The sequence below is a fragment of the Halobacteriovorax sp. ZH5_bin.2 genome (assembly GCF_043196375.1).
In the GTDB taxonomy this organism is placed as follows: Bacteria; Bdellovibrionota; Bacteriovoracia; order Bacteriovoracales; family Bacteriovoracaceae; genus Halobacteriovorax_A.
This window is the reverse complement of record NZ_JBEBMJ010000001.1, coordinates 64,443-78,510: the sequence shown is the minus strand read 5'-3', so window position 1 is coordinate 78,510 and position 14,068 is coordinate 64,443. Positions and strand designations below refer to the sequence as shown.

Here is a 14,068-nt window from a genome sequence, read left to right as displayed (position 1 = left end):
TCTTACAGAAATTTGACATTTCTGTGTTACAAAATTTTTATACTATGATTATATATGTATAATGAGATGAGCGTCAAAAAGAGATAATGAGGAATATTATGAAAAGCAAGTTAAGGCCATTCTTTTTAATTCTTATTCTATTAACATCCTTTAATTCAAAGGCTTTGTTTGATGAAAATAAGGCCGTCTTAGAAAGTGAACGAAATACTATTTCAGTATTTGATCGTTCAGTGAACTCAGTCGTAAATATTTCAACACTTGGTCGCATGAGGACTCGAAGAGGATTCTTCTTTTCAATGACAAATAAGCAAGTTGTCAAAGGAGAAGGATCAGGTTGGGTTTGGGATGACAAGGGCCATATCATTACAAATTATCACGTCGTTGAAGGTGGAGATAACTTTTTAATAAGATTCAACAATAATAAGAAAGAGTACAAGGCGAAATTAGTTGGAACAGAGCCAGCAAAGGATATTGCCGTTCTAAAATTAATTGAAGTTCCAAGAGATATCAAACCTCTTAACCGAGGGGATTCAGACAAAGTTAGAGTTGGTCAAAAGGCCATTGCCATTGGTTCACCATTTGGACTTGATGCAACGGTTACAACAGGAATCATTTCTGCAAAGAATCGTGGAATCCAAGGAATTGGAGGCGTTGAAATTCGTGGAATGCTGCAAACGGACTCTTCTATTAATCCAGGGAACTCTGGTGGGCCACTATTTGACTCTTCAGGAAATGTAATTGGCGTCAATACAATGATTTTTTCAAACTCTGGATCATCAGCAGGTGTCGGTTTCGCTATCCCTATCAATATTGTCAGTAAAGTAGTTCCACAAATTATTAAGTATGGAATGGTAAAAAGACCAGGTCTTGGAATCGCTATTGCAGAAAAAAGAGAGCTTTCATATTTTTATGGCATTGACGTAGAAAAAGGGCTTCCTATTCAAAGTGTTCGTCCAGGTGGGCCATCTGCGAAAGCTGGCCTTAAAGGTCTAGTTCAAGATCCACGTACGAGAAGTATTATTCTTGGTGATGTCATTCTAAAGATCGATGGAAAAGAGATTAATGACTTTGATGATATTTTCAACACTCTATATGAGTACAAAGTTGGAGATAAGGTCGAAGTTCTCTACCGCAGAGGTTCAGCTCTTAAAAAGGCTATCGTCAAACTAGAAGAAATTAAAAGAAATTAAGCTTACTGCTTTTTAAATAGTTGGAGTGCCAACACTGGTGCTCCAACACATGCAGTAATCGCACCAATCGGTATAATACTATTCTCCAAAACAATTCTCGAAATAAAATCACAAAGCACTAAGAAACCACCACCTAGGATAAAGGTTGGCATTAAGCTTCTCTCATAATTAGCACTAACAAGTCTTCTTGTAATATGTGGAATAATCAAACCCACAAAGCCAATTGGTCCACATTGCCACACAACTGCTGCAATAAGAATATTTGAAATAAGAATTAATGTAGCATTAATCTTACGAGTTGGTACTCCCCTCGTCTGAGCAAAGTCTTCCCCAATAGAAATTAGAGTTAAGCTTCTCTTGTGAATGATAAAAAAGATCAATCCGAATATGTATATAGGTGCTGTATAGAATAGGCTCTCAAATCCTACAATAGAAAGGCTTCCCATCATCCAACGAATTAACCTAGCAATACTTTCATTTCCAAGCATACTTTGAACAAAGACAATTGCACTAGATGAAAAGATAGAAAGGCATACTCCAAACAACAGAACTCTTTGAGATGAGAACTTATTAAGATAAAGAAATAATAAAATAAGAAGAAAAATTGATGAAAGAGCAATATAAGCGCCTAAAGAAAAAGAGTTAAACCCTAATTCGGCAATAGCAAGCCCAAGGGCCGCCACACTTGAGAAACCAAGCGTATAAGGAGTTGCAAGAGGATTTCTAAAGATAACCTGAGTTGTACTTCCGATGACAGAAAGTATTCCACCAACGAGAAAGGCCAAATAGACACGAGGAAGCCTCAAGTTTTCTAAAATATAAAGGCCCTGTACATCTAAATCAATTATTCCCTCGCGACCTAAGAATGGAGTTAGGGCCACGGCCAAAGTAACGACTATATATAAGAGGATTGTCTTCTTCACAGAATATACCTCTTATTATCCATGATATGGTAATTAAACTTCTTATGAAATACCTTATCAAACACTTTATCTTGGAATGCCTCATCGACAGTCGAGTCAAAACTTAGTTTTGATTTTTCAAATGCCACAAGTCGATTACATATATTAATAATAAAATTGAAATCATGAGAGACAACAAAACAACTTTTCTTAAACTCTTGAAGGAAACGACTTAAGCTCTCAACATAAATTGGATCTAAGAAATTTGTTGGTTCATCTAACAACGTTAATTCACAGTCATAATAGAAAGCACAAATAAGATTTAGCCTTTGCTTCTCTCCACCGCTAAGAGTCGATACCCTTCTTAGCAAGAGGCTTTCAAAGTTAAAATGTGAAACTAGTTTTTTGAGATAATCTAAGTCTTGTGCCTTGCTACCGCGAGCATAGGTCAAAACTTCCTGAGCATTCATATCACTTTGAATAGAAGAACAATCACCACAATATGCAACATCACCTTCGACAAAGCACTTTCCTTGAAACTCGACAAGGTTTGCAATCGCCTTAAGAAAACTCGACTTACCAGCACCATTTGGTCCAATAACACCACAGTGGCCAGATTCAAACGCGAATTCCTTAACTGATAACCTATTTTGAATTGATAAATTTTCACAATGAATCACTTCAAAATCTCCCTAAAGTCTTTCACAAGTGACAATGTTCTAGGCCCTAGAACAACTGCATAATCTTTTTCGTATAGATAGATTTTATCTTTAAATAAGGAATTCTTCCAATCTTCTTCTGATTTTACTTTTCGATCAGAAATTCGAAGAATCAAGTCAAACTTTGAAGTCAGTAAGCTTTCAAGACTTCTTAGTGGATAACCCGATTCCGTTACAATATTTTTAGCACCTAATTTTGTTAATATCTCATGATAATAATTATCGACACCAATGGCCCTAACTTCGTGCAATTTACCATCTTTGAATTTTTCATCGATGACCATTAAGACCCTTTTGCCTTTTGAAATTGGCCTTAGTAGCGCATCTAGTTTATTAGCGAAGTTTAGAATCTTCTGGTCTTTATTGAGCTTAAACTTTTTATTAAAAATCTTAAGCATTTCAACGGCATCACCTAGTTTCTTGTAGGGAGTGATAATAACTTCAACACCGAGCTTCTCTAAATTCTTTTTGACTCGTCCCCCCTGAACTTCGGCCAAAAGAACAGAAGTGACTTTATCACTTACAACTTTTTCGAGGTTAATTTCAAAGGACGAACCGTAGCGAGGAAGCTTCTTTGCACCTTCTGGATAATTACAATAGTTAGAAACTCCAACAAGTAAGTCTCCAGCATCAAGATAGAACATTGATTCAGTAAAACTTGGTAGTGTTGAAAGAATTCGATAATTTTTTGCGTGAGAATTTAAGAAAAGAATGGCGGAGAATATTAAGATGAATATTCTCACGCCAACCTCATTATTTCATTTTTGGATCAAGTGCATCTCTTACTCCGTCTCCTACGAGTACAAGTAAGAATAAACTTGAGAATAGTGCAGCTGATGGGTAAACAGCTAGCCACCATGCAATTCTAAAGTTCTGGTGAGCTTGATTTAGAAGCTCTCCCCAAGAAGGTGTTGGAACTGCAAGACCAAACCCAAGATAATCTAGAGAAGCAAGACCAGAGATCCCAGCTGCAATAGAGAATGGTGCGAATGTAATAATCGGACCTAGAGAGTTTGGAAGAATATGCTTTATAATGATACGAGATGTTGATGCTCCCATACCACGTGCAGCTTCGACGAATTCTTGTTTTCTATTTTTTAAGAACTCACCACGAGCGTAATAACTAACACCCATCCAACCAAAGATTGAAGAAATGAAAATTAGAAGTGTTAACGTCGGTTTAAAGATAGAAATCATCGTAAGTAGTAGTAAGAATACTGGAACAGTACTAAAGATTTCAACGACACGCTGACCGAAGAAATCGACTTTCCCACCAAAGTATCCCATGATACCACCAAAGAAAACTCCCATAATCGTCGATAGTAGCCATACTAGAAATGCGTAAGCAATCGAATACTTATATCCATAAAGAAGACGAGTAAATACATCACGCCCTCTATCATCTGTCCCCATGATATTTTCATCACTAGGAGGAGCAGGATACTCATATACGTCTCTATTGGATTCAAATGGATCCCATTGAACTAGAGGCCAGATAACACTATCCATTTCTAGAGTTCGATAATTGGTAACGTAAACGTTAGTGATACCAAACTCTTTAGGGTGGTAGTCTTTAAATACAGGAAAGTAAGACTTTCCTTGGTAAGTCATATAAACCGGCTTGCTATTAGCAATTAATGGTGCCGATAAAGTTAAAAGTACAGAAGCAAAAAGTAGAACTACTGCAACAACAGCAGATTTTCTCTTTTTAAAGCGTCTCCATCTTTTAAGTGTAAGTTCGTTTTCAATAAATCTTTCAATCATGAGAAATCAATCCTTGGATCAACAACAGTGTAAAGAATATCACTGATTAAGTTACCTAAGAACATTAGGACAGTTTGAATAAAGAACAGTCCCATAATTACGTTATAATCTCTTTCTAGTAGTGATTGGTAACCAAGTAGGCCAATCCCATCTAGGTTAAAGATCCTTTCAATAAGAAGAGACCCTGCAAAAAATAGAGATAAGAAATGTCCAAATCCAGTTACAATTGGAATTAAGGCATTTCTAAGAGCGTGCTTATAGTAAACCATCTTATCTGATAAACCTTTTGCTCTAGCTGTACGTACATAATCTTGTGAGATAACGTCTAACATCGAGTTTCTCATAAGAAGAGTTAGTACAGTAAACTGCCCTACCATATACGCAATGAGCGGAAGGACAAAGTGCCAAACTCTATCAGAGATCTTTCCAAAGAACCCTAGCTCATCGTAATAATCTGAAACAAGGTCGCCAATCGGAAACCAATCCACAAAAGTCCCACCGGCAAAGTAAACAAGAAGTAAGATACCTAGCATAAACGGTGGAATTGAATAAAGTGCAGATAAAATAAACGATGAAGAGGCATCAAATTTAGTTCCTGCCTTAACGGCCTTTATGACCCCTAGAGGGATACATATTAAATAGGACATTATAAAGGACACTAAACCAAATTGAATTGATACAGGTAGTTTACTCATAACAACATCAATTACTGGCTCTTCATATGTAAATGACTCTCCAAAATCAAGTGTTGCAAGATTCTTTAGCCAAATCACGTAACGCACGTGAAGAGGTTTATCAAAACCATATTGTTTCTTAAGTGCCTCAACAACCTCTTGAGATACTGCCCCATTGTTAGAGCTTGTATCAGTTGTTGTTTGACCAACTCCACCAAATCTCATTTGTTGAAGCTTTTGTTCAATTGGAGAACCTGGTGCCAGGTTTACCATAACAAACATAAGGATACTGACCCCGAGCAACGTCGGGACCATAATCATTAATCTTCTTAGGATATAATTAAACAAGTCGTCTCTCCTACTTACTTAGCTGGTTTAATCGACCACTTACTTCCGTACCCAACGCCGTAAGTGTAAGTATCTTTCTCTTTTTGCATACGTTTAGTATGTCCATAGAAAGTGTAACGGTCGTTAAATAGAAAGATATATGGGTAATCTTCAGCAATTAGCTTGTATACTTTTTTAAGCATTGTCTTTCTTGCTTCTTTATCAAGAGTAAGTTGTGCTTGATCAATTAGCTTATCAACTTCTTTATTTGAATAAGAAATAAAGTTAGATCCATTATTAGCAGCTGAATCTGAGTGCCAGATTTGCTTTGGATCCCAATCTAGTGATCCACCAGACCATGCAAGAGTAACAGCATCAAAGTTTCTTTCATCAAGTGCCTTAATGAACGAGTTCCACTCGATGTACTTAACTTCAATAGCAACACCAGCTTTCTTTGCATCTTGTTGATACATAGTTAGGTATTTAGAGAAAGTTTTTGAAGGGTTTAAGATTGTGAAAGCAAGCTTTGTCTTCTTTCCATCAATCATTTTATCAAGAACAGCATCACCGTCAGAATCTTTCCAACCATCGTTCTTTAGGATCTTAATTGCTTCTTCAACATTAAATGGAATCGCTTTAACGTCTTTATTTGCATATTCAGATTGAACGTATAGTGGACCAGTTGCTAGAACAGAGTATCCAAAACGGAACTTCTTATTCATTTCTTCACGGTTCATTAAGTAGTTCATTGCTTTACGAACTTCTTTTGATTTAAAGATTGGGCTCTTAAAGTTCCAACCAACAAATCCATAACCTTTTACTGACTTATTTTCTGTTTTAACTTTTAAAACATCTTTTCCCCATCTAGGGCCATTTGTTTTTTGCTCATACTCTTCAGGTGAAAGAGCGTTAAAATCTAGATCACCCTTTTCAAGTCTTTGAATAGCAACAGAAGACTCATTGATAAATCTCATGAAGATTTCACCGTATGAGTAATCATTCTTATAAAGATCAGTCTTATATCCCCACCAGTCTTTATTTTGAACTAGAGAGATACCTTTACCTCTTCTAAGCTCTTTGAAGATATAAGGCCCCGTACCCACTAAAGTCTTGTTAAGTTCTTTTTCTTGCTCCTCAGTTGGGTTTTCATAGATATGCTTTGGAACGATTGCAAGGTATCCACCACTCGCAATTGACATTAGGTTACCAAAGTATTTTTTGCTGGCCTTAAAACGAATTGTTCTTGGGCCTTCAATAATCGCTTCTTTAAAGTTAGCGAAGTAAGACTTCATGTGAGCAGTCTTATACTTATTTTCCGGATGAGTTACCGCATCAAAAGAAAATTTTACATCTTCCACAGTAAGAGGCTTTCCATCATGCCACTTAACACCTTCTCTAATTTTGAAAACAAAATCATAACCATCATTTTCAATTGACCATGATTCAGCAAGAGCTGGTTGCCACTCATTTGTTTCAATGTCTTTAGTTAATAGACCTTCAAGTACATAACCATGAACATTAGATGAATACGCATCAGTTGATGATAACGGGTTCAGAGTTGTAGGAGTACCACTTAGATTGTAGTAAAAAGTGTTGTTTGATTTTTTAGCTCCACCGCTTTTATTACACCCTACTACTGACAATAGAAGTGTACTTAAAAGAAGTAAAAAGATTCCTTTTTTCATAAACTTATCCTTTTTATATTTAGCGAGTCACAATATAAAATTTTACACCAAATGGCTAGAATGCACATTAGGACGTACGCGTTCGTCTGTCTAGATGCTAAAATTATTTACAAAAGAGTTAATTATTTTGTGATGTAATTCCTTGGATCCAAAGACCAACGGTCTTCTTTAAGATTTTTAGACTCAATGCGATATTGCTGTAATTTATAATCGACCTCATTCAAACGAGTTTGAATGCCTTCAGTGTTACGAACAAGCTGCTGATGGTCATCTTCGAGTCGACGCAACTCATCACGCCACTCCTTCTCTAACTTCTGCCTCAATAAATCATAACGAGCGTTTATCGTTTCGACTCTTTGCGCATAGGTCGTAATATCTTGTTTATTGCGGCTAATTTTTGACTCAAGGGCCAATTTTTTCTTAGCAAGAATTTCTATTAATTCATTACCCATCGCAACATTATTAACGAGATCTTGTGAATAAAAGTTATAGTACCTTCCCGTTGAAAATGCGGACTTACGATTACAATCATCATACCTTGGAATACGTAGAAGTAAGTAATGACTCGTACGGCCCATAACGATGGCCTTACATTTTGAGGATTCTTGGTGGAGTCCCCATAAATCAACTTCATCTAATTTATTTATGTATTTGATATTATCAAAATCAACCTTGAAGCGAACTAGTCTCGCACTACCTTCAATATGTGAAACCCTGCCAGAAAAATAACCTAGCTCTTTATTGAATTCGAGAATATTTGCATAACAAACTATTCCGCTCAAGAATGTCGCAACTAAAATGAAGTACTTCACTCTTTCCATTGTGCCATATTAAATTATTTTAGATAGTTGCGGGAAAGAGCTGCCTTTTATTCAGGCTTTTGAGCGATGATTGATTGAGTTAGCTCGGCATTGTGACGTGGCTCTTCATATTTAAGAATTTTAAAATCATTGAACATACTTAATAGCTCTGCAGGTTTTAAGAAATATGAATCCACGCTCTGCTCTTTGTATTTCTTCTTGTGCTCTGTCGTGTAGCCTTCATAAATAATGACCCCACCAGGTCTAAGCCACTTCTTCAATTTCTCAGAAACTTCTCTATCAACATAGTAGAAGCAAATAATTGCATCCAGAGAGTTATTAGCGATTTTTAAATCATCAACAGATTTGTGGATTGTCTTAATACGAACACCTGCTTGTCTCGCAAGTCTTAATGATTTATCAATAGCAACAGAGCTAATATCAACACCCGTTACCTTATAACCTTTTGAAGCAAGGAAAACAGCATTTCTCCCCTCACCCATTCCGATATCTAAAACAGTCGCACCTCTAGGGATCTGCTGATAATTCTTCGCAAGAAAATTTGCAGGAGACTTTCCATAAATATAGTCATGTTGAGCAAATTTCTTATCCCACATATTTGAGGCTTTCTCTTGCACCCTTTGGCCAGTCAGTAGCTCATAGCGAGAACCAGAAATACTTTGGCGTGCAAAAGCATCCTGAAATAGACAAGATAATATAATGATGAATTTAAACACTAACGCTTTCTTCATGAGTCTCAAGCTCCGCATTTAGATAAAGATTTAATTGTTCATACTTGTTTTTCACCATTTTTACCATAGCATGGACTTTATCTTCAATAGTTGCGGGCATATCTTCTGTATGCGCAAGGTACCAATGGAGATCATCCACGGTATTGTAGAAATCTTCAAGATTAACAATCAGCTCTTCAGATAAGAGCATAAGCTGTGCAACTGTTATTGTTTTAAAGTTTGATCTAAAAATCGCATTAAAATGTTCACGAGTACGCTTCATTGACAATATTTGCAAATACTCTTTTTCACGGTGAGTGATTTTATCAGCAAGCCTGGCAGCATCTTGCCTTAGTATAATAAGTAAACGACTTACTTCTTTTGAAATCCTCATTCTCTCTCAATCCCTTTTTAATACTCAGGTAATTTTGCTCTTTTCCCACCTGGCCAGCGAGAAGAATTTGTCACAAGTTTACTGAACATCTCCTGCCCTGCACGATCTGCCATACGAAACATACTGACAGGAAGTCTTTCTTGAAAGACCTTCTTAGTTTTTAGGATGGCATCATCATGAGAAATAGCAAATGAGCTATATTCAAATAAAGTGATACTTCCCTGCCGAAGCATGAAGTTCATATATCTCTTTAATAGTTTTTGATAATTAATGAGTGCTCGAATATCTCGAACGCAACAAATAACAAATTGATGTTCCTTCATTCTTATGGACTTAAAATCATCAAGCTTCATTGGTACAAGCTTCATTCCAAATTCTGAAAAAACGCGAGACATATAGAGAAACTCTTCCCCTAGTGCTCGTTCAAATTGTAAATAGATGACATAGTTTGATTTTCTCACAATGAGCACATCGGTTCATTGCAAGTGTTAGTTAAAGGTGAAAGAGGTTGCGGAAAATAATTCCCTAGAATGTAGAAAGGCCGAGAGTACTCCTTTCTTAAAACCACACACGTTACTCTCGGCCTCTATAAGCTTTGGGTCAAATCATAGGGAGAGAGGGATGTCTCCAAAGCTTATCTATAAACTTCCATGTTTTCTTCGTGTCCTTCCGTGGACACTCTAAATAAACAACAAATTTTTAAAAGGGGCCTAGAGGTGGTTTTGATTAAGCTTCTTGCTTTTTTACAATTCTGTTGCCCTTTCCTCTAGGCCCATTTTTTCCTGAAAGCGACCTTACATTCATAAGTGTAACTCTCAGTTTCCATAGCAACGTCCTATTGCTAAATCCCAAAATCGTCCTAATCCTGGGGAGGCCCCCTGGCCTCTGGATACTTATATATAAGCAGGTTGCGTGCCAAAATTGACAAATAATAGATTCAACAACTTACAAAAACTTTACAATTGAAGTGTGCAAAATGCCCCACAGGCCGCACTATAGAAAGATTAGTGGTCCTACAAAAACAACCACTTAGCATAGGACCAAAAAGGAACTAGTACCTGAGTACTTTCCTTTGTGGCCCCATAGTGAATTTATTGTCAGGAAAATTTAAAGAGATGTACCGATTCGACTTGGTCTAAAGTGAAATGGTTTATCTGACCAAGGGTACACCATTGACATCCAAACCATGAATGCCTTACCGCGAATATTCTTCATTGGGACAAATCCCCAAACGCGAGAATCACTTGAATAGTCTCTGTTATCGCCCATAACGAAAACATGTCCATCAGGAACAGTTACCTTTTCTTGATTTAGGTGTCTAAAGAATGTTGGATTCTCACCTACTGTGAACTTCTTCTCACCAATTGTTTGATGATAGAACTTCATATCTTCAGGGTTAAGTGAAGGCTCCTTGTCATATAAGCTTCTTAGTTCTTTATCTTCTTCAGCTTCAACTGCAGTCTTCTCGACCTTCTTACCATTAATGAACAGTTCATTTTCATAAACTTCAATTGTATCCCCAGGTAGGCCAATTGTTCTTTTAACAAAAAGAATCGAAGGGTTTATCGGATATTCGAAAACAACAATATCACCACGCTCAGGAAGAGATTGTCCACCGATATAGATTGGATTAAAGAATTCTGTAAATGGCACCTTAAATCCATAAGACATCTTATTTACAACAATCGAATCACCAATCGCATTTGTTGGAAGTAGTGATCCTGTTGGTATGTGGTAGTGGTCAATAAAAGTCGATCTGAAACCAAAAACGATTAAAATAATTTTAATCCATGACAGAGCTTCGTCTTTAAACCATTTACCTGAAAGAAAAGCAGGTTTCTGCTCCTCAACTTCTTGCGTTTTATTAAACATATTTCCTCACTTTATTAACTTCAAAAATTATAACGAGTTGTCCCTAAAAAGTATAAGGCTAATTGCGTTAGACACTTTGGTTGCACATCCTTCATAAAACTGCATAAAATAATATTATTCATATAACTTTAGGGAGGAATTATGAAATCAGCTTTAGTATCGATTCTATTTTTAGTTTTTACTATTCTCAATGTGAGTGCATCAAGTGAACAGGAAAGCTATTTTCCATCACACTGTTCAAACTTCGGTGATAAGGTAAGCTACTCATTCACAAGTTGTATCAACTCAAACTTTAGGCGTGCCGAATTTGAGCTTCCTAATCTATTCCTTCAATACTGCAATAATTTTGGGGATGACCTGAGTTTCTCATTTGAAAGTTGTGTCAATAATAACTTTAGAAGAATTGAGGGTGAATTAGGGATGTTTCTTAGTCACTGTATGAATATTGGAAGAGGTGTAAGCTACTCTTTCGTCAGTTGTGTAAATCGCAATTTTAGTGATATTAGCTACGAATTAAGAAAACAAGAACGGTAGAAATTACTCATATTGTAAGCGGCCTAGAGGGCCGCTTCTTTATTTAGAACCGACTTCATTTTATCTTCTAAGACATTTGCAGAGAAAGGTTTTAATAAATAATTATTCGCACCCAACTCGATTGTCCTTTTAATAATAGAAACAGAGTTTTCTGAGCTAACCATGACTACAGGTAAATAGGCCAGTCTCTCATCCGCTCTTAATTGAAATAAAAAGTCTAGGCCATCTGAATTTGGCATATGAACATCACAAAATACAATTTGATAAGGAGAGCCATTTTCATGTGCCTCAACAACCTTGCTTAAAGCCGAAGAACCATCAACAGCTTCACTAATATCTTCGACACCGATATCATTCAAAATGCTTCTTACCGAATTTCTAATGTAATCAAGATCATCTACAACAAGTGCTTTTATGCTTGAGTAGTCCATGAAGCTTCCCCCTAAAGTGAACTCTTTCGTAATAAATATTATATCGGATTTCGATTAAAATACTTTACTTACTTAAGATAAGCGGTGTAAGGGGTTGAAAATTATGAGAGTAAAACGGAGTGGGTTTGGAAATTTGCGCCTTGAAGAGTTGGCTTTTTCCATAAGAGAGTCTGTTGCTAACTTTAGCTCCGCTAAAGTGTCGCTCTTTCATTGCAGTTGCTTTCCCATTGCTCCTGAGGCAACGAAGCCGGGCTTGAACCCGGCTTGTTGAAATAATTTTCTAGCTAAAGAATGGGGAGCTAGCGCCGCAAACAATAGCCCGCCTTTGGGCGGCCAATTTTGCGGACGCTTACCAGGCATACTGCCTGGCTGATTAGCCTTTTGAGCTTTGCTCAAAAGGCTACATCATGCCAGGCATTCCGCCCATTCCGCCACCCATTGGAGGCATCGCTGGACCGTCTTCCTTAGGAATATCAGCAATCATTGTTTCAGTTGTCAGCATAAGACCTGCAACTGAAGCAGCGTTTTGAAGAGCTGAACGAGTAACCTTAACAGGATCAATGATACCTGCAGCGATTAGATCTTCGTATCTTTCGTCACGAGCGTTAAATCCGTACTTTGCATCTTCGTTCTTCTTCACTTCGTTAACAACAACAGAACCTTCAAGGCCTGCATTAGTTGCAATTTGTCTTAGTGGAGCCTCTACAGCTCTTTGAACGATTTTAATTCCGTGCATTTCTTCTTCACGATTAGTTTTAAGATCTTTAAGAACGTTAGCTGCTTTTACAAGAGCAGATCCACCACCAACAACAATACCTTCTTCAACTGCTGCTCTTGTTGCGTTTAGTGCATCTTCAACACGGTCTTTCTTTTCTTTCATTTCTGTTTCAGTTGGAGCACCAACATTTACAACAGCTACACCACCAGAAAGCTTAGCAAGTCTTTCTTGTAGTTTTTCTCTATCGTAGTCAGAAGTTGTTTCTGCAATTTGTGCTTTGATTTGAGAAACACGTGCTTCAACAGCAGCTTCATCACCTGCACCATCAACGATCGTTGTATTTTCTTTATCAATTGAAATTTTCTTGGCCGAACCAAGGTGCTCAAGAGAAGCAGTTTCAAGGCTCATTCCAAGCTCTTCAGAGATTACAGTACCACCAGTCAGTGCTGCGATATCTTTAAGCATCTCTTTTCTTCTATCACCAAAACCTGGAGCCTTAACAGCAGCAACGTTTAATGTTCCTCTTAGCTTGTTAACAACAAGAGTAGTGATCGCCTCACCTTCTACATCTTCAGCGATGATTAGAAGTGGTCTTGAAGTTTGAACAGCTTTTTCAAGGATTGGAAGAAGCTCTTTCATATTAGAAACTTTCTTATCAGTAATTAGGATATTTGCATTATCAAATGAAACTTCCATTTTTTCTGAATTAGTTACAAAGTATGGAGAAAGGTAACCACGGTCAAATTGCATCCCTTCAACAACATCTAGAGTTGTTTCTGCAGTCTTTGACTCTTCAATAGTGATAACACCATCTTTTCCAACTTTATCCATTGCTTCAGCAAGTAGAGTTCCGATCTCTTTATCATTATTAGCTGAAATTGTTCCAACTTGCTCGATCTCTTCATTAGTCTTGATTTCTTTAGCTACAGTTCTTAGTTCAGAAACGATCTTTTCTACAGCTGTATCAATCCCTCTTTTAAGATCCATTGGGTTGTGACCTGCAGTTACAAGCTTAGCACCTTCAGTATAAATTGCTTGAGCAAGAACTGTTGCAGTTGTCGTACCGTCACCTGCATCTTCGTTTGTTTTTTGAGCAACTTCTTTAACCATTTGAGCGCCCATATTTTGGAAGTTATTTTCTAGTTCAATTTCTTTTGCAACAGAAACACCATCTTTAGTGATGTGTGGAGCACCAAATGATTTTTGGATAACTACGTTTCTACCTTTAGGCCCTAGAGTAACTCTAACAGCATTCGCTAGTTGATTTACACCTTCTAAGATTAGTCCTCTTGCTTCTTCTGAGTACTTTAATTCTTTTGCCATTTTT

The 14,068-nt window shown here is 37.1% G+C and carries 15 protein-coding genes; 2 read left to right on the top strand and 13 right to left on the bottom strand.

Annotated elements, in window-relative coordinates; translation table 11 throughout:
- Positions 1-98: 98 nt before the first annotated feature.
- The gene (locus tag ABMA76_RS00360; protein WP_392910618.1) at positions 99-1,190 is read left to right on the top strand and encodes a S1C family serine protease; all 1,092 of its coding nucleotides are present in this window, start codon (positions 99-101) and stop codon (positions 1,188-1,190) included.
- A gap of 2 nt (positions 1,191-1,192) precedes the next feature.
- On the opposite strand, the gene ABMA76_RS00355 is transcribed toward ABMA76_RS00360, so the two are convergent.
- The 11 genes from ABMA76_RS00355 to lepB form a co-directional block, all read right to left on the bottom strand.
- Positions 1,193-2,113: a FecCD family ABC transporter permease gene (locus ABMA76_RS00355; protein ID WP_392910620.1), complete on the bottom strand. Its 921-nt coding sequence runs from the start codon at positions 2,111-2,113 to the stop codon at positions 1,193-1,195.
- Complete coding sequence (locus ABMA76_RS00350; protein ID WP_392910623.1) at positions 2,110-2,772, bottom strand: ATP-binding cassette domain-containing protein; 663 nt, start codon at positions 2,770-2,772, stop codon at positions 2,110-2,112. Before ABMA76_RS00350 ends, ABMA76_RS00355 begins: the two co-directional genes overlap by 4 nt.
- Positions 2,769-3,554, bottom strand: a complete 786-nt coding sequence (locus tag ABMA76_RS00345) for a helical backbone metal receptor (protein ID WP_392910626.1) — start codon at positions 3,552-3,554, stop codon at positions 2,769-2,771. The genes ABMA76_RS00350 and ABMA76_RS00345 overlap by 4 nt, the downstream gene beginning before the upstream one ends.
- A 10-nt stretch (positions 3,555-3,564) precedes the next feature.
- Entirely contained in the window at positions 3,565-4,575 is a 1,011-nt protein-coding gene (locus tag ABMA76_RS00340) for an ABC transporter permease subunit (RefSeq protein ID WP_392910628.1), read from the bottom strand.
- Positions 4,572-5,597: an ABC transporter permease subunit gene (locus ABMA76_RS00335; protein WP_392910630.1), complete on the bottom strand. Its 1,026-nt coding sequence runs from the start codon at positions 5,595-5,597 to the stop codon at positions 4,572-4,574. The genes ABMA76_RS00340 and ABMA76_RS00335 overlap by 4 nt, the downstream gene beginning before the upstream one ends.
- A 14-nt stretch (positions 5,598-5,611) precedes the next feature.
- Positions 5,612-7,261 (bottom strand): ABC transporter substrate-binding protein, encoded by a 1,650-nt coding sequence (locus ABMA76_RS00330; RefSeq protein WP_392910632.1) that lies wholly within the window; start codon positions 7,259-7,261, stop codon positions 5,612-5,614.
- A 122-nt stretch (positions 7,262-7,383) separates the two neighbouring features.
- Positions 7,384-8,082 (bottom strand): hypothetical protein, encoded by a 699-nt coding sequence (locus ABMA76_RS00325; protein WP_392910634.1) that lies wholly within the window; start codon positions 8,080-8,082, stop codon positions 7,384-7,386.
- A 47-nt stretch (positions 8,083-8,129) separates the two neighbouring features.
- Positions 8,130-8,813 (bottom strand): class I SAM-dependent methyltransferase, encoded by a 684-nt coding sequence (locus tag ABMA76_RS00320; protein ID WP_392910636.1) that lies wholly within the window; start codon positions 8,811-8,813, stop codon positions 8,130-8,132.
- Entirely contained in the window at positions 8,791-9,186 is a 396-nt protein-coding gene (locus tag ABMA76_RS00315; protein WP_392957725.1) for a hypothetical protein, read from the bottom strand. Before ABMA76_RS00315 ends, ABMA76_RS00320 begins: the two co-directional genes overlap by 23 nt.
- Positions 9,187-9,203: 17 nt before the next feature.
- Positions 9,204-9,647 (bottom strand): hypothetical protein, encoded by a 444-nt coding sequence (locus ABMA76_RS00310; protein WP_392910641.1) that lies wholly within the window; start codon positions 9,645-9,647, stop codon positions 9,204-9,206.
- A gap of 646 nt (positions 9,648-10,293) precedes the next feature.
- On the bottom strand, positions 10,294-11,058 hold the full coding sequence (gene lepB, locus ABMA76_RS00305) for a signal peptidase I (RefSeq protein WP_392910643.1): 765 nt from the start codon (positions 11,056-11,058) through the stop codon (positions 10,294-10,296).
- A gap of 141 nt (positions 11,059-11,199) precedes the next feature.
- On the opposite strand from lepB, the gene ABMA76_RS00300 reads away from it, so the two are divergent.
- Positions 11,200-11,592 carry a hypothetical protein gene (locus ABMA76_RS00300; RefSeq protein WP_393060566.1) on the top strand — a complete coding sequence of 131 codons (393 nt, stop codon included), beginning with the start codon at positions 11,200-11,202 and terminating at the stop codon, positions 11,590-11,592.
- Positions 11,593-11,615: 23 nt separating this feature from the next.
- Here ABMA76_RS00300 and ABMA76_RS00295 read toward each other — a convergent pair whose 3' ends face one another.
- Positions 11,616-12,023 (bottom strand): response regulator, encoded by a 408-nt coding sequence (locus ABMA76_RS00295; protein WP_392910648.1) that lies wholly within the window; start codon positions 12,021-12,023, stop codon positions 11,616-11,618.
- A gap of 400 nt (positions 12,024-12,423) precedes the next feature.
- Positions 12,424-14,064: a chaperonin GroEL gene (gene groL, locus ABMA76_RS00290; RefSeq protein ID WP_393060564.1), complete on the bottom strand. Its 1,641-nt coding sequence runs from the start codon at positions 14,062-14,064 to the stop codon at positions 12,424-12,426.
- Between the last annotated feature and the right edge of the window lie 4 nt (positions 14,065-14,068).